Here is a 23,936-nt window from a genome sequence, read left to right as displayed (position 1 = left end):
GATCACGGTGTCCTTTCTGCTGCGGCGAGCGCGCGCACTGCGTGCTCAGCCGGCCGGTTGACGGGTGAGTCGGGTACGCCGTTCTCGGCGAACGACGCCCCGTTCTGCGCTTGGATGCGCACATACTCGATCTCAGTGCGGGCCGAGAAGTAGGCGATGTGCGGCGTGAGCACGACGTCGCGGCGCCCGACGAGCGGGTGCCCATCGCTCGGCGGCTCTTCCGAGAGCACGTCGAGCGCCGCTGCCGAGAGCTGACCGGCGTCGAGCGCTGCGGCGAGCGCGGGTTCGTCGATGAGTGCGCCTCGCGACACGTTCACCAGTACAGCGCCCTGCGGCATCTCGCCGATGAACTCGGCGTCGACCATGCGCTCCGTCTCAGGTGTGAGCGGCAGGTGCAGTGAGAGCACGTGCGAGGATCGTCGCACCTCGTCGAGGTCGGTGCGCGTGACCCCGAGACGCTCCAGATCGGCACGCACCTCGGCGGTGTCCGGGAGCAACGGGTCGTACCCCAGCACGCGCCCGAACAGCGGGCCCGCGAACCTCGCGAGTTCGCGGCCGATCTTTCCGAGCCCCACGAGCCCCAGCGTCGTCTCGCTGAGACGTGCCGGCGCGACCGCGGCGCGAGAGTTCCAGTCGCGCGGAGTGGCGGAGTCGAGGTAGAAGGGCAGTTGGCGGACGGCGTGGAGCAGGATCGCCAGCGCGTGCGTCGCCACCTCCTCGGTCGCGGCGCCGGGAACGTTCGTCACCCACACGCCTCGCTCCGTCGCGGCGTCGATGTCGACGTAGTCGAAGCCCATCGACATGAGTGCGATCACCCGCAGGTTCGGCAGCGCTTCGATGATCTCGCGCGTGACGCTCGCGTACCCGGGCAGGAGCACCTCGGCGTCGCGAGCCCCCGCGATGATCTCCGCGGCATCGCGGGTGCCGAGCACTCGGACGGTGTAGCCCGCGGCTTCGAGCAGCTTCACCCCCGGCGTGATGTCGGAGTCGTCGGCGTCGGTGTAGACGGCGACGGGTCGCGCGCTCCGTGCGTTCGTCGTCATCGCTGCACCCTTTCCGCATCGAGTGCGAAGGTCGCCTGATCGATGTGGATCAGTTGCAGACCGCCGCCCGCGACCGCAGCGTCGACGGCCGTCGCGAGCTCCGCGGCGTTCGTCGCACGGCGCCCGGCGCCGCCGAAGGCCGCAGCCACCGCCACCCAGTCGGGCTGGACGAGATCGACGCCGACCGGGGCGATGCCAGCGTCCGCTTCGTTCTGCTTGATCTCCGCGTACCCGCCGTTGTCGACGACGATGACCGTGACATCGAGGCGCTGCTCGATCACGGTGATGAACTCCTGCATTGAGAACATGAGCGCACCATCACCGGTCACCACGAATGCCGGCCGTTCCGGCGCAGCGATGCGCGCGCCGAGCGCGGCCGGCAGGCCGTACCCGAGCGTCGCGTAGGTCGCCATGTACGGCGTCGAGTTCGGCTCGGAGACGCGCAGCGTGTTCAGCAGCCCCCAGTAGGCGATCTGCGACGAGTCGGTGGCCACGATCGCCCGCTCGGGCAGTGCCTCGGCGATGCTCTCCGCAAGCCCCGTGTTCTCGGCCGAGAGGTCGGCGGATTCGGCGCGCACGAGCTCGCGCGTTTCCGCGACCGACGCCTCGGCCCGCTCGCGGCGGGCGATCGCGGCAGCCGCATCGGCTGGATGGGCTTCGAGCGCGGTGAGGATCGCGGCGAGCGCCTGCGATGCGTCCGCGACGATGCCGACGTCGGCGCTCTGGTTCTTCTCGATCTGAGAATCCAGCACGTCGATGCGGATCACGGCGCCCTGCGCTTCGAGGCGGTCCACCCAGAGCTCGGCCTCGCCGAGCTTCGAACCGACGACGAGCAGCACGTCAGCCTGCTGCGCGCGCGAACGGGCCGCAGCGAGCCGCAGACTCGACCCGATCGCGAGCGGATGGTGCTCGTCGAGCACTCCCTTGGCGTTCAACGTCGTGACGACCGGCGCCGACAGCCGCTCGGCGAGGGCGCGCAGCTCTTCGGAGGCCCCTCGGGAGCCGCCACCCGAGAGAATCACCGGCTCACCTGCCTCGGCGAGCAGCCGCGCGGCAGCGGCGACGCGCTCCGCATCGGGAGCGTTCATGGGCGCGAAGGTGCGCGGCGCGAGGGCTGCGTCTGGGATATCGGCGACCTCTTCGAGCAGGTCGAGCGGGATCTCGATGTACACCGGCCGAGGTCGCTTCGTGGCGAAGAGCTCGAACGCGTCGTGCACCGCCGCGACGGCTTCATCCGCGGACTGCACGCGGCGGCCCCACTCGACGATGGCGGAGGCGGCGGAGAGCTGATCCTTCGTCTCGTGGAGCGTGCCGACATCGGCGAACTCGGCGCCGCGCGCGGGCCCTGGCGACACGATGATCATCGGACGCGACTCGCAGTAGGCGGTGCCAGCGGCCGAGAGGGCGTTGAGCAGCCCGGGGCCGCTCGTCGTGATGACGACACCCGGCAACCCGGTCTGCAACGACCAGCCGTCAGCCGCGTAACCCGCGCCCTGCTCATGGCGGGTCGTGACCGGGCGGATCCCGAGCGCGCTGAGCGGCCGGTAGAGCTCGAGGTTGTGCGTGCCGGGAATGCCGAAGACGGTGTCGACGCCGTAACCGCGGAGAGTTTCGATGACCACCCAGCCGGTGGTGCGGCGGGCCTCGGTCGTGGTGACGCCGCTCATCAGCGCGCCTCGTCTGCCGCGAAGCGGCGGCTGCCGTCGACCCAGGTCTCGTGCACCGGGATCGCCGCGATGTCGCTCCCCGCGACCTCGAGCGGATCGGCTCCGAGTACGACGAAGTCAGCGCGCTTGCCGACGGTGATCGAGCCGAGCTCACTCTCGCGGCCGAGCGTGATCGCCCCCTCGAGGGTGTGGCCGCGGAGGGCGGCCTCCGGGCTGATCCGCAGGGAATCCGGTCCGAGCTGCGCGCCACGACGCGTGATGCGCGTCACTGCGGCTTGGATCGCCTCGAGCGGACGCGGCTCGGCGACGGGCGCATCCGAAGAGATGGTGACGGGCACACCGGCGGCGACGAACTCGCCGAGCGGGTTGAAGCGCTCGCCGGGCGTGCCGATGGCCTGTTCCACGCCCTCGCCCCAGTTGTAGTAGTGCTGGGTCTGGTTGACGGGGCGGATGCCGAGCTCGGCCATGCGGGTGATCTCCTCCGGCGTCGGCAGGCCGCAGTGCTCGATGCGGTGCCTCGCGTCGGCGTCGGGGCGCTCGCCGAGCGCTTGCTCGATCGCGTCGACGACGAGCTTGATCGCGGTGGGCGACTGGGCGTGCGTCGCAGTCTGCAGACCGGCGGCGTGCGCCTTGCTCACGAGCTCCGTGTACTCGCGCGGCTCGTGGTAGAGCTGACCGGTGCGGCAGGGATCACCGACGTATCCTTCCGGGAAGTACGCCGTCCACCCGCCCAGGGTTCCGTCGGCGTAGAGCTTGATGCCCGTCGCCGAGAGGAACGGGTTGCCGAACGGGCCGGTGACCCCGAGGTCGAGCACCTGATCGAGCAGGTGCGAGAGGAAGTACATCGAGACGCGCATGTCGAGCGCACCACGATCCGCGGCTTCGAGGTACGCCGCGAACTCGCGCTTCGACACCTGCGCATCGCCGATCGCCGTCACTCCCCCGCGCAAGAACTCGCGCTGCACCAGGTCGAGCTGGCGCTGGTGCTCCGCTGGCTCGTCGCCCAGGTGGAAGTTCGGCCCGTGATGCCCGATCTTCACGCCGTGCAGCCCGGTCAGCACGTTGCACGCGGCATCCGACAGCTCGCCCGTGAGCTCGCCATCGGCATCTCGGAAGAACTCGCCGCCCTCGGGGTTCGGAGTATCGCGTGTGATGCCGAACTTCTCGAAGGTGAACGTGTTCACGACGCCGCCGTGACCGGAGGCGTTCATGATGTACACCTCGCGATCCGTCGCGATCTCGTCGAGCTCCTGCCGAGTCGGGTGCCGGAGCTCCGCGAGATTGCGCTGCTCGTACCCGTAGCCGCGGATGGGCGTTCCGGCAGGCAGCTTCTCGGCGCCCTCGCGCATGCGGGCGACGATCTCAGGGATCGATCCGGCCTGAGCCGGCGAGATGTCGATCCAGGTGAGCATCTGGCCGTACATGAGCGGGTGCGCATGCGGATCGATGAATCCGGGAACGATCGTGGCCTCGGGGTACTCCGCCCGCTCGGGCGTCACCCCTGCGGCGACAGCCGCCGCCTCGACGTCGGCTGCGCTCCCCACGGCGAGAATTCGCCCGCCGGCGCTGAGGAACGCCTCGGCCTCCGGGGTTTCGGCGTCGACGGTGAGGATGCGCTTCGCGGTCACGATCGTGGGGATCGAGTCGCGGGCGTCGTAGGTGGCGAGCTGTCGCACGGTGCTGCTCCTTGAGTGAGGTGGTGGTTATTTCCGGGCTGCTGAGCGGCCGGAAGTGGAAACGGCGGTGGTATCGAGGCGCGCCTTGAGCGAGCCCGTCGCCGGAGCCGTGTCGGAGTGCTGCGGCGCGAACACCGTGCCGAGAATCGCGAGCAGTGCAAGCAGTCCGAAGAACGCGATGACCGACCAGAAGTTGCCAGTCGCTACGAGCAGGCCGGTGGCGATCGCGGGCGACAGACCGCCCCAGACTGCGGCGCCGATGCCGTAGGAGAGCGACATCGACGTGTAGCGGGCCTGCGGCCGGAACATCTGCGCCATCAACGTCGAGAGCGGCGCCCACGCACCGCTGAGCGTGAGTCGCAGCACCGAGACGAAGAGGTAGATCATCGCGACGTTGTGCGCGTCGATGAAGAGCACGAGCGGAATCACCGTGACGAGCGACAGTCCGGAGCCGAGGATCATGATCGTCTTCGCACCGATCTTGTCACCGAGCAGGGCGAGCGGCAGCGTGACGAGCGTCTCGACGAACGCGGCAACGGTCATCGCTCCGAGGATGATGTCGGCGTCCAGGCCGATCTCGGGGCTCGTGGCGTAGCTCTGCACGAATGTGGTCGCCAGCACGTATCCGCCCGAAGCCATCGCGATGATGCCGAAGCCGAGCAGCATGGGCCACCAGTTGTTCTTCAGTGCGAAGAGAATCGGCGTCGACTGCTCGTGACCCTCGATCTTCGCCTCGAAGACCGGCGTCTCCTCGACGCGGTAGCGCACCCAGAAGCCGACGCCGATGAGCACGATGCTGAACAGGAACGGGATGCGCCAGCCCCAGGTGAGGAGCACGTCGTCGCCCATGAGGGCGAGGATCCAGAATGCGCCGGTCGACATGAGCGCGCCGAGCGGGTTGCCGATCTGCGTGAAGCCGCCGTAGAAGGTCTTGAACTTCGGGGGTGCGCTCTCGACCGCCATGAGGCTCGCACCGCCCCATTCGCCGCCGACCGCAAGGCCCTGAGCGACGCGGAGGATGATGAGGAGGATCGGCCCCCAGATGCCGATCGTGTCGTACGTGGGCAGCACGCCGACAAGTGTCGTCGCGATGCCCATGAGCAGCAGCGTGATGGTCAGCGCCGGTTTGCGGCCCAGCTTGTCGCCGATGTGGCCGAATATGATGCCGCCGAGCGGGCGGGCGAAGTACGCGACCGCGTACGTGCCGAACGAGGCGAGCGTGCCGAGACCCCGATCGAGCTCCGGGAAGAACACGACGGGGAAGACGATCGCGGCAGCCGTGGCGTAGACGTAGAAGTCGTACCATTCGATCGTGGTGCCGACGGCTGCGGCGAATCCTGACTTGAGCGCTCGACGGTGAGTGTTCACCGGGGCGGTGGCGGTAGACATACGGAAGCTCCCTTGCTTGAGGACAGCGCGATGCGCGCAACTGGAACGACTGTAGGCCAGCCGACGCGCTCGTGCACGGAAAGCGTTCGTCGATGCCGGGTGTTTCACCGCCGATTTGCAGCCGCGAAACCTCGATATTCCGATTACGCTTGCAGAAGACCAAATATCGCCGCGTTCTTGCGGGCCGCTCGACTCAGATCCGCGTATTTCGAGAAGCCCTGAAGTGACGCCCGCTCACACCCAGAGGAGACGTTGCCGTGCAGCCGATCACCCGTCGCACGAACGCGCCGCGCACGCCGCAAGGCGCGGCTGATCTCGACGAGTTCGACGCCGCCCTCATCCGCGCCCTCCAGGCCGACGGGCGCGCCAGCATTCACGATCTTGCGATCCAGCTCGGCGCGAGCCGCGACTTCGTCGCCCAGCGCATGCACTTGCTCACGCACGGCGGGGGCCTGCGCGTCGTCGCGGCACTCGACCCCGGGTTCGTGGGGCACCACGTGCTCGTGCACGCCAAGGTCGAGGTCGACGGCCCGATCGCCCCGATCGCGGAAGAAGTCATCCAGCTCCCTGACGCGGTCTTCGTCTCCATGACGAGCGGCCCGCTGCCGCTCGTTTTCGAGTCCCGGCACGGCGACGGCCACGAGTTGCTCGACGTGCTCGATCATGTGCGGCGCCTGCCCACGGTGCGGCGCGTGCTGGTCTCCACGTACGTCGAAGTGCTCAAGGGATTCTTCGTCTCGCACGGGCAGACCGACATCGTGCTCGATCGGATCGACTACGAGCTGATCGCCGTGCTGCAGCAGGACGGGCGCACCAGCTACCGAGCGCTCGCCGACACCGTGCACCTCTCCCCCTCGTCGACGCGGGCACGCGTGCAGCGGCTCATCGACGCCGGCGTCATCCGCATCGCCGCGATCAAGTCCGGGAGCTTCTCGCGCAACCGTCTCGCAATAGGCGTCGGCATCACCATTGACGGCCCTCCAGACCCCATCAGGGAGTTCGTCATGGAATCGCCGTACATCGATTTCGCTGTGCGTTGCCACGGAAGCTACGACTTCATCGCGACGCTCGTGTCAGCGTCTTCCTCGCAACTGCTTCCCGCCATGGACGCGATGCGTGGACTTCCGGGCGTCAGTGCGCTCGACTCGTGGACGCACTACGACATCGTCAAAGAGGACTACGCGCGAACGCTCGGCCGAGTGCTCGTCAGGGAGTGAGCGCGGAACCGGGCAGACGTGGCTCAGTAGCCGCCGAGCGCGCGCTGCACGCGGCTGAGCGAGATGTTCTCGTGCAGCATGACTCCGGAGCTCGTGCGCTGCTCGAAGTGGTAGCCCATCCGGCCCTGACGGAGCAGTCCGATCAGGTGCGGTTCGGCTGCGTTCCACATGATCCAGGTGGGAAGCCCCTCGGAGTTCTTGCCGAGGTAGGTGATTTCGATATTGCGCGACCCGATGCGCTGCACAACGGGCATCAGCTTATTCTTCGACAGGGCGACGCTGCCGGTATCCGCCTGCTCCATCTCACTCATAGCACGATCCTAGCGAATCAGGCGTGTCTCGGGCACCGAAACGGCCGATGAGGCGCGGATGTGTTGACCGATTCGTGCGTCGGGGGGATCGGCCGCCCGCAGAGCCGCTGGGCGGCCGATCCCGGCGCTGCATCTGCTCGGCTACGCGTGCGCGAAGAACGCGCCCGTGATCTTCGCGAGCCCGTGCAGGTCGTCGACGTGCGCGAGCTCACGTGCCGAGTGCATCGAGAGCAGGGGCACGCCGACGTCGACGGTGCGGATGCCGAGGCGGGTGGCGGTGATCGGGCCGATGGTCGAGCCGCAGGGCACGGTGTTGTTCGAGACGAACTCCTGGGTCTCCACTTCCGCTGCCGTTCCGAGCCGGCTCCACAGCGCGGCGCCGTGCGCGTCGCTCGCGTAGCGCTGGTTGGCGTTGATCTTGAGCATCGGTCCCCGCCCCGCGAGTGGCCGCACCCGAGCGTCATGCTTCTCGGGATAGTTCGGGTGGACCGAGTGGCCGGCGTCCGCCGACAGGCACCATGAGCCAGCGAGGGCGCGCGCAGCATCCTCGCCAGTCGCGCCCAATCCGCCGCGCAGTCGATCAAGCACATCGGAGAGGAAGGGACCAGCAGCACCTGAGCGCGTGTTCGACCCCAGCTCCTCGTGGTCGAAGGCTGCGATCATGGAGATGGTGCCGGGTTGCGGCTCGGTCTCGAGCAGCGCCGCCAGACCCGCATACGTCGAGCTCAGGTTGTCGAGTCTCGGCGATGCGAACAGTTCGGCATTCGCGCCGATGCGCTGGGGGCCGTGCGTGTCGTACAGGCGAACGTCGACGCCCGCGAGGTCATCGGGCGTCAGCGCGGCACGCGCGGCCGATCGGGCTGCAGCGCGACCGCGGCCCGATCCCGTGCGCCCGCCGCCGAGCTCCCGCACGAGCAGCGCGAGTATCGACACCTCTTCACCGGCCAAGCCGATGATGGGCTGCGTGTGCCGCTGCCGATCAAGCGTCAGATTCTTATTGGCGTCGCGGTCGAGGTGGATCGCGAGTTGCGGAATGCGCGCCACCGCTCCCGTGCGGACCAGATGCTCGGCCCCGTCGCGCGTGACGACGCGGCCGGCGAACCCGAGATCTCGATCGAGCCACGAGGTGAGCAGCGGCCCGCCGTAGATTTCGACGCCGACCTGCGCCCACCCATCCGATTCGAAGTCGGGCCGCGGCTTCACGACGAATCCCGGCGAGTCGGTGTGGGCGCCGAGCACCCGCATCGGGCTGGTCGCGTCGACGTCGGCTCCGGCACGCCAGGCGATCACGGCCCCATCCCTGCGCACGTAGCCGCGCCCGGCGGCCTCAAGCGGAGCCCACGCGGCGGTCTCGTCGAGCTCTGTGAAGCCCACCTTCGAGAGCGTCTCTCCGAGCGCGCCTGCAGCGTGGTACGAGCTCGGCGACGCCGATACGAAATCACCGAACGCGCTGATATACGCGTCGCGATCCTGCAACAGAGAACGGGGCACGACGGTCAGTCTCCTTCTGCTTCAGTTGCTGCCGACGGCACAAAGTTGGTGGCGTACTCGGCGAGCAGACGTGCCCCAAAGCCCGTCGACCCGACGGAGCGCCACAGGTCGTCGCTCTCGGACTGCATCGTTCCGGCAATGTCGAGGTGACCCCACGGCGTGCCGTCGACGAACTCGTTCAAGAAGAGGCCTGCGAGAATGACGCCGGCGTACTGCCCGCCGATGTTCGACAGGTCGGCGACATTCGACTTGAGCTGCTCGCGGTACCGGTGATCCAGCGGGAAACGCCAGATGTTCTCATCGGTCGCGTCGGCGGCGGCCTGCAGCTGCGCCGCCACGTCGTCGTCGTTCGCCAGCATCGCCGCGGTGCGCGTGCCGAGCGCGGCCATGGCGGCCCCGGTCAGCGTGGCGATGTCGACGATCGCGTCGGGGCGGCGCTCGTCGATCGTGCGATCCTCCGTCGCGAGCACCAGGCCGTCGGCCATCACCAGTCGCCCTTCGGCGTCGGTGTTCTTGACCTCGACCGTCTTGCCACCGCGAATCGTGAGTACGTCTCCGAGCTTCGTCGCGCTGCCCGACGGCATGTTGTCGGTGCACATGAGCCAGCCGGTGACCGCGGTCTTCGCGCCGAGATCGCGCAACGCGATCATCGACGAGAACACCGATCCGGCACCCATCATGTCGAACTTCATCGCGGCGTGCATCGCATTCGACGGCTTCAGGCTGATGCCGCCCGAGTCGTACATGATGCCCTTGCCGATGAGCGCGAGGTGGCCCTCCGGATCGACCGGCCGATAGGAGACCTTGATCATGCGGGGCTCTTCCACGCTGCCGGCATTGACGCCGAGCAGCCCGCCCGCGCCGAGCTCGATGAGCTGCGCGCGATCGAAGATCTCGGTTTCGAGCCCGAACTCGGGCGCGAGACGCTCGATGACCTCGGCGAACTTCTCCGCGCTGAGGTGACGCGGCGGGGTGTTCGCGAGGTCCCTGGCGACGCTCGCCGACCGTGCGAGAATCAAGCCACGATCAACGCCCGTGCGGGCGGCATCTGCGTCGGCTTCGGCCACGGCAATCGTCAGCGACGCGAGCGCGACCGTGTTCGGTTCGCCCTTGAGCGCGTCGTAGCGGTAGCGGGCCAGAATCGCGCCCTCGGTAACGGCGAGTGCCGCGTCTGCGGCTGCGAGTTCTGCCGCACCGGCGAGCACTTCGGTGAGGTCGACAGCGAGGTCGCCGACTTCCCGCGCTGCGCGAGTGAAAGCAGCAATGGCATCACGCAGATGCGCGGCGTTCGCAATGCCGTCGCCGGTGCCGACGAGCACCCTCAGCTGAGAGCCGGGAAGCACGAGCGTCTGGTTCTTCGCGCCGGTGAACCCGGCGGCCGCGAGACCTTCGCGGCTTACATCGGAGAGGTCGGCGGGCAGATCGCCCTCGCTCGTGACGAAGCGGGCGACCGCGGCAGCCGTGTCTCCTTCACCCCCTGCCACGACGCGTACCGACGCCTGGGCGGCGAGTGTGGGGACGGGATCGAATGCAGGGTCAATCACAACGCTCATGGTGTCCAGACTAGTCCTGACCGCAGACATCGCTGCGGTCAATCCGCTGCGAGCGCAGCGACGGGCGAGAGTCGGATCGCGCGTCGCGCGGGCAGCGCGGCCGCGCCCACCGCGAGCACTGCGCCGAAGACGACGACGCCGATCAGCACCGGCCACGGAACAGTGGGAGGGGCGAGCCCGACCTGTGACCCGAGAAGGGATTGAGCGGCCACCCAGCCGTATCCGATGCCGAGCGCGACGCCCAACCCGAGCGCCGCGATCGTCATCTGCGCGCTCTCCGCGATGATCATGCGCCGTACCTGCGCTCCCGTGAATCCGAGTGTGCGCAGGAGTCCGAGCTCCCGCGTGCGCTGCAGCACACCCAACGAGAGCGTATTCACGAGGCCGACCGCTGCGATGACGGCCGAGAAGCCGACAAGACCCGTGAAGATGCCCGTCGTGATGCTGAGCGTCTGATCCAGTGCGCGGGCCATGGCGGGATCGGACTCGAACGCGAGCAGCGTCATCGAGCGGTAGCTGTCGAGCGCCACGGCGAAGAGCGTGACCAGCGTGACGCCGATCACGAGCCCGATCGTGGAGCGCGCGCTCCGTTCGGGGTAGCGCACCGCATTCGCGGCGGCCAGCGCGCCGGTCGGCCCCCGCCCCACGATGCGACCGGCCAGACGCAGCACAGGAGGCATGATCAGGTGTGCGCCGAGCGCGATCCCCGTGAACGAGGCCAGGCCGCCGAGGAAGGCCACGAAGAGTCCGAGCGGGGTGAGGAACCCGAGCACCAGGCCGAGGGCGAGCAATGTGCAGCCCGAGACGATCAGGATGACCGCCCAGACCGACCGCCCCGAGCGACCACGCGCCGCCTCGGGCCGGGGCTCCACGACCGCGCCCGTCGCGGCGATCGGGGAGACAGATGCGACCCGACGCGATCCGACCCATGCCGCCGCCCACGTCGTGAGCGCCACGACCGCGACGGCGATGAACGAGAGCGGATCGAAGAGCGGATACTCACGCCCCTCGGGCAGCCACCCCCACGCCGGTCCGAGCCGCGTGACGCCGAATGCGAGCGCCTCCGCGAGCCCCCAGCCGACGACGGCCCCGAGAGCTCCCATGATGAGGCCTTCGGCTGCGACGCGCGAGCGAACCGAGCGAGCCGTGGCGCCGACGAGCCGGAGGAGCGCGATGATGCGCGTGCGACCCGCGATCACCGTGGCGAAGGTGTTCGCGGTCACGATGGCGCCCACGTAGAGCGCGATGATGATGAAGATGACGCTCACCATCAGCAGCACGAGCCGGAAGGTGCCCGATTCTGCGATCAGTGCCGGGTCGAGCGCCGCGGTGAGGATGCCGGTGCCGAGGATCAGGGTGACGGCGAAGAGCGTGCTGAGTGCCGCCACCACGATCGTCGCGACGTGCTCGCGCAGCTGTCCCGTCGAAGCCCCGACCGTGCTCATGCGCGTTCACCGAGGCCGGCTGCGGCCCCCCGTTCGAGTCCCAGCATCGTCTCGGAGATCTGCTCGGGCGACATGGCCCCGCGGTCGGCGACGATGCGGCCGTCGGCGAGGAAGAGAATGCGGTCGGCGTGGCTCGCCGCGATCGGATCGTGCGTCACCATTGCGATGCTCTGCCCGGACTGCTCGACAGCCGATCGCAGCAGACCGAGCACTTCCCGCCCGGTGCGCGTGTCGAGAGCGCCCGTCGGTTCATCGGCGAAGATGATGTCGGGCTGCGTGGCGAGGGCTCGAGCGATCGCGACGCGCTGCTGCTGACCGCCCGAGAGCTCGTGCGGTCGATGGGTGACGCGGTCGGCAAGACCGAGGCTGTGGAGCAGCGCGTCGATGCGGGCGAGTTCTTCCCGCCCGGGCTTCACTCCGTCGAGTTGGAACGGCAGGACGATGTTGCCGCGAACGTCGAGGGTGGGCACGAGGTTGAAGGACTGGAACACGAAGCCGATCCTGCGCCGTCGCAGCCGGGTCAGTGCGGCATCGCCCAGCCCCGTGATCTCGTCGCTGCCGAGCCACACCCGGCCGCTCGTCGGGGTGTCGAGGCCTGCCATCACGTGCATGAGCGTCGACTTGCCCGACCCCGACGGGCCCATGATCGCCGTAAACTGCCCGCGGGCGAGGCCGATCGAGATGTCGTCAAGAGCGTGCACCCGCTGCTCGCCATCGCCGTAGTACTTGCCCAGGTCGGCGACGAGCGCGACCATCTCTCTTCCGCCAGGTCTTGTCTGCATACTCCGACGGTACGAGCGGGGCGCGGTCGTGCGGATCGTGCCGAAGTACGACATCGATGGGTCTACGGTGCCGTTCACCGTCGGTGCCAGCGGGCATTCGAGAGCGAGGCCTCGCACGAGCGAGAATTGCATGCGTGGGAATATAGTTGGGAGCCCGGGGTTGTACCGAGCATGAAAGCATTCGGATTCCTCTCGTTCGGGCATTACGGCCCCGTTCCCGGCTCACGCGTCCGCACGGCGGGCGACATGCTGCGTCAGACCGTCGAACTCGCCGAGGGCGCTGATGAAATCGGTGTGAACGGCGCGTACGTTCGCGTGCACCACTTCGCGCGGCAAGCGGCCTCACCCGTCCCACTCCTCACCGCAATGGCGGCCCGCACGAAGCGCATCGAGGTCGGAACCGGCGTCATCGACATGCGCTACGAGAACCCCCTCTACCTGGCCGAAGAACTCGCCGCGCTCGACCTGCTCGCCGATCAGCGCATCGCAATCGGCATCAGCCGAGGATCCCCCGAGACCGCCCTGCGCGGCTACGAAGCCTTCGGGTACGGCGGATCCGACGACCCGCGCGGCGCCGACCTCGCTCGCAAGAAGTTCGACACGTTCATGCGCGCGATCGACGGCGAGCCCGTCGTCGACAGCGATCCGCAGATGGCTCCCCCGGGTCGGCTCGCCATCGAGCCCCGGTCGCCCGGGTTGCGCGACCGCATCTGGTGGGGCGCAGGATCGCGCGATTCCGCCGAGCAGGTCGGCCGACAGGGCGTGAACCTCATGAGCTCCACCCTGCTCACCGAAGCGACCGGTCAGCCGTTCCACGTCTTGCAGCGGGAGCAGATCGACCGCTACCGGGAGGCGTACCGCGAAGCGGGTCACACCGGCAGCCCGCGCGTCTCGGTCAGTCGCAGCGTCTTCCCGATCGTGTCGGCCGAGGACGAAGCGTACTTCGGGCTGCGCTCCCGCGAGAACATGGACCAGGTCGGCATCATCGACGGGTTCCGCTCGACGTTCGGCAAGACCTACGCCGACGCCCCCGACCGGCTCATCGAGCAGCTCAAGGCGGACGAGGCCGTCATGTCGGCAGACACGCTCATGCTCACGATTCCGAACCAATTGGGGGTTGCTTATTGTACATCAATACTTGAATCATTTGCGAAATACGTCGCGCCTTCACTGGGATGGAAGTCGAACGCGGAAGGTGCCGTAAGAGGCCACGACCTGTAGGTCGCGGGATCGCGTAACGAGTGCTCGTATGCCAATGTCGTTGCGCTGCCCAAAAGTTTGCCAACTAGCGAATCGTAGCTGCTCATATAACATTCACGCATGACGACTCCAGCATTCTTGATCCAGGACTCCTCCTGGCGAACGTTTCCAATTCCTTGGAACGAAGGTTTCAATACCGCCCTCACCCGAGCTTCGCAGAGCGCTCCACCCTTCTCCACGCCGTTCACCACGGAGAAAGCTGAGCAGTATCGCGATGCAAACAACAACGCGCTTCGACTGTTAGATAGCCGTCAAATCGACAAACAGGGTCATCTGCCGAATCACGTCTGCGGCATGGCATTTTGGGGCTGGTCCGAGGCGGAAGAGAGGCTCATTAAGGAGCAGACATACCACTCCACTCACGCCGCGAGAGACGAGAGCTTTGATTTCGTCTACAATCTCTTATTTGCCTGGCGGTGCGTGTTTAAGTTCAATCTCGCGAACCTCACACTTATTGATGCGAATGCGCCTTCTATGATGCGCACTATGACTCAGGGGCAGTTTGCGGAGATCTCGGATTGGCTAGATCAAGCCATCAATTTCGAACCAGCGCTCGAGGCGCAACTTGTCGGGCTGCCCAGTCCAACTAGACAGGTTAGATACGCGGTACAGCAGGCTCTCGACACCTTTCCTCAGAGGTAATTCCCATTCCCCTAATTCGACATTGCCCACTGCGCCATAGCGTCACGATGGATGAACTACAAGAATCACTTAGCGTATGGAAAAAGTTGCCTACCGGCGGAATGTAGACCCAGTGACCAAACGACCGTATCGAACCGTTCAGACCGTAGGTCCGCGGAGCCACGACACAGAAGCGTTCAAGACACGACCATGCAATGCTATGGAATCCGACGGTGCGCAACCATGGCGTCGGTAGGAGGGCGGTCAAATGAGCACGGCTCGACGAGTTCGGGCGATGAGACTTCGAGGAGTCGGTCACTAAAACGGCTATGCTCCTGCCATGAGGAAATTCGCTACGTTCTCACTATTGACGATTGCCCCACTACTTCTGGTCGGGTGTGCTTCAGCAGGCGAGGATGAGAGCACGGTTCCCGAGCCAACCACTCCACCTTCGGTGCTCGAGTCGATTCTTCAGGAGTGCGACCTGCCAGAAGACAAACTGATCGAGCTGGACGACGGAGATTCAGCACAGTTCATGATCAGCGGCAAGGAACGGTCTGCCGAGGGAACTGTCGGTATCTCATTCGATGACATGGAGTGCATCCTCGGCGTCGCCGGCGTAAAGGAATCGACGTTTAATAAGTCGCGCATTGGCGACGACATGGTCGGAGACCGTGCTACCGTAACCTTCACCGAAGCCCAATTTTTCCAAGTAGTACCCGAATAACTGACTTTTCCCACCGGCGGAGCGGTAGAGCGACCGCGCCGCGGCGAAGTAGTCAGAGCTGCCGGTCTCCAGCATCACTCGTCCTGTGCCGCGAGAACGCGCCTCACGTAGTGCGAACTCCAGCAGTCGAGCGCCGATCCCCTCGCCCCTACGAGCAGGATCAGTGCGCATGCTCTTCAGCTCCTCGACGCCAGGAGCCGCTGCGGCGAGCGCGACCGTGCCGATGATGCTCCGGCCCGACAGCGCAACCCACAGGCGCACACCCGGACCTCGCAGTTCGTCGACCGCGAAAGCATCTCCGTGTTACACGAAATCGCTCAGGCGCGGAAGCCCTCAGACACTCAGGCGGCCCGCGAGCTCACCGGCCCCGTCACCCGACAGATGCGGAAGGAACGCGCGCCGCCCCGCCATCACCATGACGAGCGAGAGGATCGGCCCGTGCACGGACGGCCCCTCCCCCGAGCGGAAGTCGGCGTCGCTCGCTTCGAGCGTCAGGCCGCGCACCATCTTCTTGCTGTTCACCGCAAAATCCCGCGTCGAGAAGAAGCGGGCGATCTCCAGCACGCTGCGCGGATCGGGATCGAGCGCCAGCCCGAGCGGCTGCGCGATGTCTTGGCCGTGCACGACGACCTCACCCAGAAACGCTGCGTAGTCGCGAGACGGGGTGATCCGGCTCGGTACGGCCGCACGAAAACGGGCGAGCGTTCCCATCGCATCCGACCCGCGGTAGCGCTCGATCATGCGGTCGTTGTGCTTCGCCGGGTCGAACCCGGCGCGCACGATGCTCAGCAGCCACGCTGCGGTTCCCGTGCTCGCTGCCGCGGTGAGGTGCGCGACGACCTCCTCGACCGTCCACCCGTCGCAGAGCGAAGTCGCCTGCCACTGGGCATCCGCGAGCCCGCAGAGCGCCTGCTCCAGCCCGGCCCGCTCGGCCCGCACGAGGTTCTCATACGCTTCGCGTTGCATGTGCACCTTTCAGAGGTTCTTCGGCCGCGCCCCGAAGGATCGCCGCAGCATATTCTGGCACGGCGCAGCGCGCAACGCACTGCACCGCCTCCGCCACCTCACTACGGAAAAACGAGCCTGAAGCGCTCGCAGATCACCGGCATATCGCGCGCGAAACCGCGCTCGTTCTCCGAGTATCGGCGCCAGTAACGCTCGTGGGTGTCGCGCCAGTCCGCCAGCGTACGGTCACCCTCCCCTTCGGAGTGGGCATGCTCGGCCGTCACTTCGCAGAACGGCACGATCTCGATCCGCGTCGTCTCGAGCACCGCTCGCGGCGCACCGGCCTCGTCGAGAATGATGCTGAAGTCGCCGACCGCTGGCACCGGATCGCCGCTCGCTTCATAGTCCCAGAGCGAGGACGCGGTGCCCGTCTTCGTGCCGGCGAGCACGAGCTCGAGAAGCGCATCGGCGTGCACCGGCGTCGCGCCGAACGCCCAGACCTCAGGGAGCGCCTCCGGCAATGCGGGGTCCTCGGCGCGGCATTCCTCCCAGAACCGAACGACTGCAGCATCCACACTCATGCTGTGCAATCTATCTCGATCTGTCTGGTCCCGCGCGAATCACATCGCCAGGTAGGCCTCCCGTAGTTCGGGGTAGTACTGGTCGAATCCCGGGCGCTCGGTGCCCTCGGTGGACGCGACGAGCAGGTCGAGGTAGTACTCCCACCCGGGCCCGATCTCGCCGACCTCGTCGTCGGGGGTGAGGTGGTGCACGAAAGTCAGCAGGCAGTCGTCTCCGTCGGCCTCGAGGTGCAGCTCGAGCCGCCACGCGCCGACCTCCTCATCGGACAGGAGCGCGAGAAAGCGCGGAGCCTCGCACGCGAGCACCTTCATCGTGATCTCGGGCTCGTGATCTTCGAACCGCATGCGCACGCGCACCGTGCCGCCGACCCGCCGGTCACCCTCCCACGGGCCGAACCAGGTCTCCGTCAGCTCGGATTCGGTGAGGTGGGCCCAAGCCTCGGTGTCGCTGAGCGACAGCGAACGCACCAGGATCAGGTCTCGTCCGCGTTCGGTTGCGACGACGCGTCCGCTTGCTTCGGTCATGTCGGCCTCCAGGCTCATCGTGCGCGAAATCGAGCATCCCGCATGCACAGCCTAAGCCGCGGCGGCACCCGCCGAGAAAGTTCGCCCCGCCGAACTCCCGACACACCCCGTTTCGAGGTCTGATCCGGGCTTCTCCCGATCACGCGAAACTTGCTACGGTTGCTGCTCGTGCGCCAACGCGCACCGCACGACTGGGGAGCACACATGAGCGGTTACAACATCGCGAACCCGCACGATTACGACCACCGCCACGCCGACATCACCTCGGGCTGGCTGCGCGCGAGCGTCTTCGGCGCCATGGACGGTCTGGTGTCGAATCTGGGACTCATCGCGGGTATTGCCGCAGCAGGCGCTGCTCCGGGAATCGTCGCGATCACCGGCATCTCGGGGCTCATCGCCGGGGCGATCTCAATGGCGCTCGGCGAGTACACGTCCGTGCGCACCGCCAACGAGCAGCTCGATGCCGAAGTGCGCATCGAACGAGAAGCGCACCTGCGCAACCCCGAAGGCGAGATGGCGGAGCTCACGGCGCTGCTCGAGAACCTCGGGGTCGAGCCGAGGATCGCGGAGACCGCTGCCGAGCAAGTCCACGCGAACGCCGACCAGGCCGTGCGGGTCCACCTGCTCTCAGAACTCGGCGTCAGCCCGGAGGAGCAACCGTCTCCGTGGGTCGCGGCGTTCTCATCATTGGCAGCGTTCGGAGTCGGCGCGTTGATCCCGATCCTCCCGTTCATCTTCGGCTTCGGCACCCTCGGGTTCGGACTCGCCTTCGGCGGCGTCGGATTGCTCATCGCCGGCGGTTTGGCTGCACGGATCACGAAGCGCAATTGGCTCATGGGCGCCGCTCGCCAGCTGCTGTTCGGGGGTATCGCCGTCGCAGCCACCTACACCATCGGATCTTTGCTCGGCGTCTCGGTCGCGTAGTGCGGCGACACTACGCGCGAGACCGAGCGCGTAGGCTTATCGCATGCCCAGCGCCGAATTCGTCGAAGCGGTGCTCGACGTCGTCGCGCGCATTCCCTCCGGTCGCGTTATGACCTACGGCGATGTCGGGATCGCGATTGGTTCTGAGGCGCCTCGCGCCGTCGGCCGAGTCATGGCACTCTACGGTCACGGATCGCCATGGTGGCGGGTCGTGCCCGCCAGCGGCAACCCACCGCAGGGCCACGCGACGCTCGCGCTGCCCCATTACGTCGACGAGGGCACGCCCATACGGGTGACCGGCGCTCCGCGGGCCGGAACGGCAGCGGCGGCGAGCGCGGAGGTCACTCGCCGTGCGGCCCTTGCAGCGGGATACCGGATCGCATTGTCTGCGGCTCGCCTCCCTTATACGCATGACATCTACGGAGAGGTGGCGCTGTGAGCGACACGACGACCGCACCTGAATCGGCTTTGCCTGCAGAGCGCGACGCTGCACCCGCCCCGATCCGTCTCGGGTTTGCCCGTGGCATCGCCCCGAGTAAGTGGGCGCGGCGTTGGAAGGCTGCGACACCCGGGCGCAAGCTGGAGCTCGTGCCCTTGGAGGTCGCGTTCGGTTCTCCGCTCGAAGCGCGCAACGGCGAGACGGTCGCCGCCGCTGCCAACTGCGACGTGCTCATCGAACGGACGGCGCCCAACGGAAGGCCGGCGAACTCCGAGGGCGTTGACAGCCCGCGTCGCGCAATCAGACTCTATGCCGAGTCGATGGCTTTGGTGGTGCCGGTGGACCACGAGCTCGCGCAGCAGGAGTCGGTGAGCCTTGCTGAGATCGCGTTCGTCACGCTGCTCGATCACCCCGACCATTTCCCGGCGTGGCCGGCGCCGCAGCCGTGGGAGGATCCGGAGTGGATGCCCAAGGGCCCCCGCGCTGCGCTCTCGCTCGTTGCGACCGGCGCTGGCGCGATACTCCTGCCTGTGCCGCTCGCACGGCATCTCATCAATAAGCGCGAGCACACCGTGCTGCCCATTCGCCCGGAGCCCGGGGAGAGCCCGCTCGACGGCCCGGTCGTCTGGGCGGTGTGGAACGTGGACCGGGATGACGCGACGGTGCAGCACCTCGCCGGCATCTTGCGCGGGCGCACCGCCAACAGTTCTCGGGAATCCGCCCAAGAGGAGGCGAAGAGCACGGCCCGAGCCCCCCGGGTGCACACCCAGCCGAAGAAGCAGGCGCCCAAGCTCAAGCCGAACTCTCGAGGCGCGCAATTGCAGGCCGCGAAGGATAAGGCGGAGCGCAAGAAGGCGGAAGCGCGGCAGGCCAAGCGCCGCAAGCGCCGCTGATCCGGAGTTCGTTACAGCTCGGAGGCGTTCACATCGAATGTGCCGCAGGCCGTAGGTCCCTCTTCGTACCCCGTCATGAACCAGCGTTGCCGTTGCTCCGACGTGCCGTGGGTGAAGCGCTCCGGGTTCACGTCGACCCCTGCTGACTCCATGATGTGGTCGTCTCCGACCGCGGCGGCGGCGCTCAGCGCATCATCGATCTGCCGCTGGGTCACGGGCTTCAGAAACGTGACGCCCTGGTCATCGGTGATCGTCGAAGCACTCTGCACCCAAGCACCCGCAAAGCAATCGGCCTGCAGTTCGAGGCGCACGGAACCCGACGTCGGTCCGCTCTCGCGCCCGGCGCCCTGCAGCGAACCGATGAGGTTCGAGATGTGATGCCCCCACTCATGCGCCAGCACGTACATCTGTGCGAGCGACCCGTCGGAGGCACCGTACTCGGTCGAGAGGGTGTCGAAAAAGGCGACATCGATGTAGATGGTTTCGTCGGCCGGGCAGTAGAAGGGTCCCGTCGCGGCAGAGGCGGCGCCGCAGTCGGATTGGGTCTGCCCGTCGAAGAGCACGAGCGGCCCGGGTGATCGGTAGTTGCCCACCTCGCCCGCCCAGTACCGATCGAGGGAATCGGCCGTCGCGTTCATGCGGCACTCGTCATCGGTGTTCGCGTCGGCGCCGTTCTTGCACGCGTCGAGCACAGCTTCCGACTGCTCAGACGTCGTGCCCGCGCCGACCGCCTGCTGCACCGCTGGGGCGAACGGCGTGAGATCGAACCCGAGCAACTGCGAACCGAGGGCGAGCAGGAGCGCGATGCCGATGCCGCCACCGGCAACCATTCCGCCGGTGCGCGCACCGCTGCGCTTTCTCGCCTTGCTGTTGTCGATGCGCACGTTGTCGTTGAACGTCAAGGCTGCTCCTGTGCATGTTCGGGATTGATAGTGAGCGTTGATAATACGCGGAAGTTCCGGTAGCGCTTAGTAGCTGATGATAGTGAGGAATTGGAACTTTTGCGGACTCCTTGCGGACTGGGGGTCGCGTTTCAAATGCCCCCTTTCATCCCGCGTTTCAAACGCGACATGTCTCGCATACCGTCCTGCCAACCACCGCGTGGAGTAGCAAGGATGCGCCTCCTACCGGTGGACTCCGTGCTTCGCCTGGTGCGCCGACCAGGCGAAGGCGTTAACTGTACATCGCCGGGTCGTACGGCTCGAGCGGCGTGACAGCTCTCTGGTACAACGGGTGCAACGGGTGCTGGCCAGCTTCTCTTTTCCCGATTGATAACCAGGAGCCTCCTGCACTATCAGCGATCTTCAGGATGTCGCGCAACGCAGCTCGGAGGTACGGCCGTTTCGTGATCAGACCTCCCCATGCCGCAAGCAGCGTCGGGGGCTGGACGCGCAGGACTGCCATAATGTGGCGTTCATTCTCAGCAGAGAGTTCGACATCTTGCTCAGCGTGCATGTCATTGGGGTCAGTAGCGATCTGGGGGTACACATTCAGCATGATCCAGCTGTCATAGCCGTTGTCAAAAGCGAACCCCTGAACCCTGCTGACGGTCCGGTCCGGCGCACCAGGGATAGCGGTGCTCGGGTTGACTCCAAAACACACGAGCGGTCTTTGACCGACGGTACCGAGAACGAACCGAGCTGCACCGTCAGCGGAGCGCTCCCAGAACCAACCCTGATCCATAAAGCTCCTCTTTCGTACGACCCTATTGTTGCACCTCGCACGCGTCCGGAACGAAAGTGAATGTTTACGAACGGGCCGCGGTTCACGAGGTCTTTGAGGTTCGCCAAACCCTGCTGAATTGAGTTGGGTCAGAAACGGAGTATGTAACGCTATTCCGGCTCCGACCCCTCAGGCTTCGTCGGGTTTCGAGAACGTCCAGTAGCGCGACTGCCCAGAGGTCGCTCCGGTCCACCCGAAACGGTACGAACGATAGAGCACACCGTTCTCGTACTCGTGTTCGACCTTGTCCGCGAACTTAGACGCCTCCTCCTGGGTGCGGAACACACCGATGAGTTCCTCGACCTCGTTGTCGTCTTGGAACGCAAGCCACACGGCAGTTTTTCGGGGCCGAAAGTAGCGCGAAAGAAGGAAACCCATAGGGGTAGGCTACCTAGCAGGCACATGCACGATCGATGATGCTCTGATCCACTTGATGCGCCGGCGAGCCCGTTCTGCGATAACCCGGTGGTTATTCCGTTGGCAGGATTCAACGTCAGGCGCCACGAGGCGGCAATGTGACTTTCCTTCCCCGTTCGTCACGATGCGTCTTCTTCACTGATTCCCCAAGGCCCACAACTCCAAAGAGGAAAAAGAGTGCCGTAAGTAAGTGAAGGAAAATCCAGTATCCGTTCCCGAGAGACTGGACGAGATAGAGCATCGCGACCCCCAAACCTATGAACAGGGTGGCGAGAGAAATCCCGAAGAAGTCGCGCGTCTTTCCACCGGCACCGGCGAGTTCCAACACGCGACGATCGATCGACTTCTTAAGCTCTTCTCGACTTTCACTCTGCACTTCCAGCTTGTCGAGTATCTCTAGATCCACAGCGATCTTTGCCCTAGCGTCCCTGTTTGCCCGATCGCGTATTAGCGCAACGACGATTCCGACAACCCCGGTGACAGCAACCGTAAGAAGTGTAATGAGATCGCTCATTTGGAAAGTCTGGCACACGCCATAGGTCGTCTAACGTTTCCCGGTTCGACAATGCCGAAAACCCCCTGCAGCATCCCGAAGGACACCACAGGGGGCGAAACTTATATCAGTGGCGACGACATCTTCTGGTCAATCACGACCCCAGCACCGTCCTCGACGATTACCCATGAGATACCAAGTTCGTCGACCGTTTCCTGCGTGAGGAGTGTCGAGAGCGCCTGCGCAGCTCGTTGCCCCAGATCCTTACCTTCAGGGGTACTCCGGTCAACTTGCAGCGTGAAGTACGCATCGGAGCCTTCTACGCGGACGCCGACGAGATAGCCGCCCCACAGTGACGAATCGACAGCCAAGAGTTCCTGATAACTGCTCTCCACGAACAGCGCGAATTTCAAGTCTTCATCGAGCATTGCTGACTTCTCGTCGTCGGTAAGCCCAGGCTGGATCTCTGCCTCCTTCGTGGGCTCCGGCGTCTGAGTTTTTTCGGGCTTCTCCGCTTCCTCTGGCTCCTCAGAAACTCTCGGCGATTCCTTGGGTTCAGGTGTAGTCGTCGGCTTCGCGGCAGGCGTCTCCACCGGCTTATCCGGGACGGACACCGATTCCGAAGCGACGGGCCTGACGCCTGTAAAGAGCGAAGAAGTCGTGCTGATTGAAGCGATTGTCGCCAACCCGGCAAGCACAAGGCCAGTCACGGCTAATCCCTTTTGCGCACGCTTCAGTAGGGCAAACCCGGCAACAGCCGCGGCACCGAGTCCGAGCAGAATCCCCAACACTGGAACCAGGCCCAGCAGGAATGCAACTATTCCGGCAACTAGTGCGGCAATGCCAAGACCCTTCAAAGAGTTGGCGACCGGCACGGTCCTCGGAGCGGCCGGAGCGCCAAGAGCCGCCTGCGGTGCCGCGTAAGCATCCGTCCAAGCAGTTCCGTCCCACCATCGCTGACGACCAGACCCATCGTCGTACCAACCTGCAGGAGCGTTTGACATCTGAATCCCGATCTCACGAACAGTGCGGAGCTGCACCAAACCAAATAAGACTGTCATACGGTTTTCACGGCTCGACCAATCCACCTCGTTTATCACCCTTGGAATCACCTGTCTAGCTCTCTCAAGTGCTGCGATGATTCTCTTGTGAAGAAACTTGTCGTCAGCGCTGCGGTGCTCCTCCTTGCGCTCACCGGTTGCACCGCCGAACCCCAAGAACCTGTGCAAAACACAGCAGAAGCGCCAGCAGAAGCCGTCCCCTCTATCGATCCCGGCCCTATTGAGCTCACGAAAGGAGAAGCTGCCGAGCGTTACCTGCAACTCGTTTGTCAAGGGAACGTCAATATCGGGAACTTCAGAGCAGCGGTGCAGGCGGGAGAGGATGAATTTCTTGCAGGCGGAGCGCCCTCAGCCGACGCTCTCAAAGCCGCGGGCGCCGAGTCCGTGCGCCTTAAACGAATGCAGATCGAAATTATCGATGATCCCTACTTCCGCTGGCCTGATCCGGTGAGTGAACAGCTGATTCATATCCGCTCTTCATCTATGGCTGAAGTCGCGGCCGATCAGTCCGTTATGAATGCAGCTACCTTCGAAGAGGCGTACTACGTGAACTATCCAGTACCTACTGCCGAACAGGAGACTGCGGCACAGGAAATTCGCTACCAGTTAGGACTGGACGCCGACACGACAGGCTCTTGCGTCGGTTATGAAGCTGCCCTCGACGAGATCCATGCGGAGATGCTGGAGCGAAACGAGCAGCTCGCCGCGCAGAAGGAAGAGTAGCCTCCCGAAACACGAATAGTGCCCCTCCCCG

The 23,936-nt window shown here is 65.7% G+C and carries 25 protein-coding genes and 2 pseudogenes; 8 read left to right on the top strand and 19 right to left on the bottom strand.

Features of this window, described 5'->3' with window-relative positions; all coding sequences use genetic code 11:
- Nucleotides 1-2 precede the first annotated feature (2 nt).
- The 4 genes from AB0O71_RS01380 to AB0O71_RS01365 are packed head-to-tail and all read right to left on the bottom strand — an operon-like array spanning nt 3 to nt 5,775.
- A complete protein-coding gene (locus tag AB0O71_RS01380; protein ID WP_363741040.1) occupies nt 3-1,043 on the bottom strand; it encodes a C-terminal binding protein in 1,041 nt (346 codons plus the stop codon).
- Nucleotides 1,040-2,710 carry a thiamine pyrophosphate-dependent enzyme gene (locus tag AB0O71_RS01375; RefSeq protein WP_363741038.1) on the bottom strand — a complete coding sequence of 557 codons (1,671 nt, stop codon included), beginning with the start codon at nt 2,708-2,710 and terminating at the stop codon, nt 1,040-1,042. Before AB0O71_RS01375 ends, AB0O71_RS01380 begins: the two co-directional genes overlap by 4 nt.
- Entirely contained in the window at nt 2,710-4,386 is a 1,677-nt protein-coding gene (locus AB0O71_RS01370) for an amidohydrolase (RefSeq protein ID WP_363741036.1), read from the bottom strand. Before AB0O71_RS01370 ends, AB0O71_RS01375 begins: the two co-directional genes overlap by 1 nt.
- Nucleotides 4,387-4,413: 27 nt before the next feature.
- Nucleotides 4,414-5,775, bottom strand: coding sequence for an MFS transporter (locus AB0O71_RS01365; protein ID WP_363741034.1), 1,362 nt, complete (start codon nt 5,773-5,775; stop codon nt 4,414-4,416).
- Nucleotides 5,776-6,032: 257 nt separating this feature from the next.
- On the opposite strand from AB0O71_RS01365, the gene AB0O71_RS01360 reads away from it, so the two are divergent.
- Nucleotides 6,033-6,992 (top strand): Lrp/AsnC family transcriptional regulator, encoded by a 960-nt coding sequence (locus AB0O71_RS01360; protein WP_090147004.1) that lies wholly within the window; start codon nt 6,033-6,035, stop codon nt 6,990-6,992.
- A 23-nt stretch (nt 6,993-7,015) separates the two neighbouring features.
- Here AB0O71_RS01360 and AB0O71_RS01355 read toward each other — a convergent pair whose 3' ends face one another.
- The 5 genes from AB0O71_RS01355 to AB0O71_RS01335 form a co-directional block, all read right to left on the bottom strand.
- A complete protein-coding gene (locus AB0O71_RS01355; protein ID WP_090147002.1) occupies nt 7,016-7,303 on the bottom strand; it encodes a hypothetical protein in 288 nt (95 codons plus the stop codon).
- A gap of 141 nt (nt 7,304-7,444) precedes the next feature.
- Entirely contained in the window at nt 7,445-8,794 is a 1,350-nt protein-coding gene (locus AB0O71_RS01350) for a M18 family aminopeptidase (RefSeq protein ID WP_363741031.1), read from the bottom strand.
- Nucleotides 8,795-8,799: 5 nt separating this feature from the next.
- On the bottom strand, nt 8,800-10,347 hold the full coding sequence (locus tag AB0O71_RS01345; RefSeq protein WP_363741029.1) for a leucyl aminopeptidase: 1,548 nt from the start codon (nt 10,345-10,347) through the stop codon (nt 8,800-8,802).
- A 38-nt stretch (nt 10,348-10,385) separates the two neighbouring features.
- On the bottom strand, nt 10,386-11,792 hold the full coding sequence (locus AB0O71_RS01340) for an ABC transporter permease (protein WP_363741026.1): 1,407 nt from the start codon (nt 11,790-11,792) through the stop codon (nt 10,386-10,388).
- The gene (locus AB0O71_RS01335) at nt 11,789-12,547 is read right to left on the bottom strand and encodes an ABC transporter ATP-binding protein (RefSeq protein ID WP_363742113.1); all 759 of its coding nucleotides are present in this window, start codon (nt 12,545-12,547) and stop codon (nt 11,789-11,791) included. Before AB0O71_RS01335 ends, AB0O71_RS01340 begins: the two co-directional genes overlap by 4 nt.
- 198 nt (nt 12,548-12,745) lie before the next feature.
- Between AB0O71_RS01335 and AB0O71_RS01330 the strand changes: the two genes are divergently transcribed.
- The 3 genes from AB0O71_RS01330 (at nt 12,746) to AB0O71_RS01320 (ending at nt 15,182) form a co-directional block, all read left to right on the top strand.
- Complete coding sequence (locus tag AB0O71_RS01330) at nt 12,746-13,795, top strand: LLM class flavin-dependent oxidoreductase (protein ID WP_363741024.1); 1,050 nt, start codon at nt 12,746-12,748, stop codon at nt 13,793-13,795.
- A 99-nt stretch (nt 13,796-13,894) separates the two neighbouring features.
- Nucleotides 13,895-14,476 carry a hypothetical protein gene (locus AB0O71_RS01325; protein WP_363741022.1) on the top strand — a complete coding sequence of 194 codons (582 nt, stop codon included), beginning with the start codon at nt 13,895-13,897 and terminating at the stop codon, nt 14,474-14,476.
- Nucleotides 14,477-14,795: 319 nt separating this feature from the next.
- Nucleotides 14,796-15,182, top strand: a complete 387-nt coding sequence (locus tag AB0O71_RS01320; protein WP_363742145.1) for a hypothetical protein — start codon at nt 14,796-14,798, stop codon at nt 15,180-15,182.
- Nucleotides 15,183-15,206: 24 nt separating this feature from the next.
- Here AB0O71_RS01320 and AB0O71_RS01315 read toward each other — a convergent pair.
- The 4 genes and pseudogenes from AB0O71_RS01315 to AB0O71_RS01300 form a co-directional block, all read right to left on the bottom strand.
- Nucleotides 15,207-15,443 (bottom strand): annotated as a pseudogene (locus tag AB0O71_RS01315) (GNAT family N-acetyltransferase); the annotation flags it as partial.
- Nucleotides 15,444-15,515: 72 nt separating this feature from the next.
- Nucleotides 15,516-16,148: a maleylpyruvate isomerase family mycothiol-dependent enzyme gene (locus tag AB0O71_RS01310; protein WP_363741020.1), complete on the bottom strand. Its 633-nt coding sequence runs from the start codon at nt 16,146-16,148 to the stop codon at nt 15,516-15,518.
- 101 nt (nt 16,149-16,249) lie between these two features.
- Entirely contained in the window at nt 16,250-16,708 is a 459-nt protein-coding gene (locus AB0O71_RS01305) for an ASCH domain-containing protein (RefSeq protein WP_363741018.1), read from the bottom strand.
- Between the two features lie 39 nt (nt 16,709-16,747).
- Entirely contained in the window at nt 16,748-17,233 is a 486-nt protein-coding gene (locus AB0O71_RS01300) for an SRPBCC family protein (RefSeq protein ID WP_090147460.1), read from the bottom strand.
- A gap of 204 nt (nt 17,234-17,437) precedes the next feature.
- Here AB0O71_RS01300 and AB0O71_RS01295 point away from each other — a divergent pair, with 204 nt between their 5' ends.
- Genes AB0O71_RS01295 through AB0O71_RS01285 form a run of 3 tightly spaced genes read left to right on the top strand, consistent with a single transcriptional unit; the run spans nt 17,438 to nt 19,489 of the window.
- Nucleotides 17,438-18,157, top strand: a complete 720-nt coding sequence (locus AB0O71_RS01295; protein WP_363741015.1) for a VIT1/CCC1 transporter family protein — start codon at nt 17,438-17,440, stop codon at nt 18,155-18,157.
- Nucleotides 18,158-18,200: 43 nt separating this feature from the next.
- Nucleotides 18,201-18,596, top strand: a complete 396-nt coding sequence (locus AB0O71_RS01290; RefSeq protein WP_363741011.1) for an MGMT family protein — start codon at nt 18,201-18,203, stop codon at nt 18,594-18,596.
- The gene (locus AB0O71_RS01285) at nt 18,593-19,489 is read left to right on the top strand and encodes a LysR substrate-binding domain-containing protein (protein ID WP_363741008.1); all 897 of its coding nucleotides are present in this window, start codon (nt 18,593-18,595) and stop codon (nt 19,487-19,489) included. The genes AB0O71_RS01290 and AB0O71_RS01285 overlap by 4 nt, the downstream gene beginning before the upstream one ends.
- An 11-nt stretch (nt 19,490-19,500) precedes the next feature.
- Here the strand turns inward: AB0O71_RS01285 and AB0O71_RS01280 are convergent, their stop codons facing one another.
- The 6 genes and pseudogenes from AB0O71_RS01280 to AB0O71_RS01255 form a co-directional block, all read right to left on the bottom strand.
- Nucleotides 19,501-20,391: a neutral zinc metallopeptidase gene (locus AB0O71_RS01280; RefSeq protein ID WP_363741005.1), complete on the bottom strand. Its 891-nt coding sequence runs from the start codon at nt 20,389-20,391 to the stop codon at nt 19,501-19,503.
- Nucleotides 20,392-20,662: 271 nt separating this feature from the next.
- A complete protein-coding gene (locus AB0O71_RS01275; RefSeq protein ID WP_363741003.1) occupies nt 20,663-21,172 on the bottom strand; it encodes a DUF1643 domain-containing protein in 510 nt (169 codons plus the stop codon).
- Nucleotides 21,173-21,340: 168 nt separating this feature from the next.
- Nucleotides 21,341-21,589, bottom strand: coding sequence for a hypothetical protein (locus tag AB0O71_RS01270; RefSeq protein WP_363741001.1), 249 nt, complete (start codon nt 21,587-21,589; stop codon nt 21,341-21,343).
- 115 nt (nt 21,590-21,704) lie between these two features.
- Nucleotides 21,705-22,142: a hypothetical protein gene (locus tag AB0O71_RS01265; protein WP_363740999.1), complete on the bottom strand. Its 438-nt coding sequence runs from the start codon at nt 22,140-22,142 to the stop codon at nt 21,705-21,707.
- A gap of 101 nt (nt 22,143-22,243) precedes the next feature.
- Entirely contained in the window at nt 22,244-22,996 is a 753-nt protein-coding gene (locus AB0O71_RS01260) for a hypothetical protein (RefSeq protein WP_363742142.1), read from the bottom strand.
- Between the two features lie 39 nt (nt 22,997-23,035).
- Nucleotides 23,036-23,125 (bottom strand): annotated as a pseudogene (locus AB0O71_RS01255) (DUF2510 domain-containing protein); the annotation flags it as partial.
- A 144-nt stretch (nt 23,126-23,269) separates the two neighbouring features.
- Here AB0O71_RS01255 and AB0O71_RS01250 point away from each other — a divergent pair.
- Nucleotides 23,270-23,905 (top strand): hypothetical protein, encoded by a 636-nt coding sequence (locus AB0O71_RS01250; protein ID WP_363740997.1) that lies wholly within the window; start codon nt 23,270-23,272, stop codon nt 23,903-23,905.
- Nucleotides 23,906-23,936 lie beyond the last annotated feature (31 nt).

The organism is Leucobacter sp. NPDC077196 (assembly GCF_040687075.1).
Taxonomy (GTDB): Bacteria; Actinomycetota; Actinomycetes; order Actinomycetales; family Microbacteriaceae; genus Leucobacter.
The sequence above is the reverse complement of the archived record's forward strand: the minus strand, read 5'-3'. Positions and strand labels throughout refer to the sequence as shown.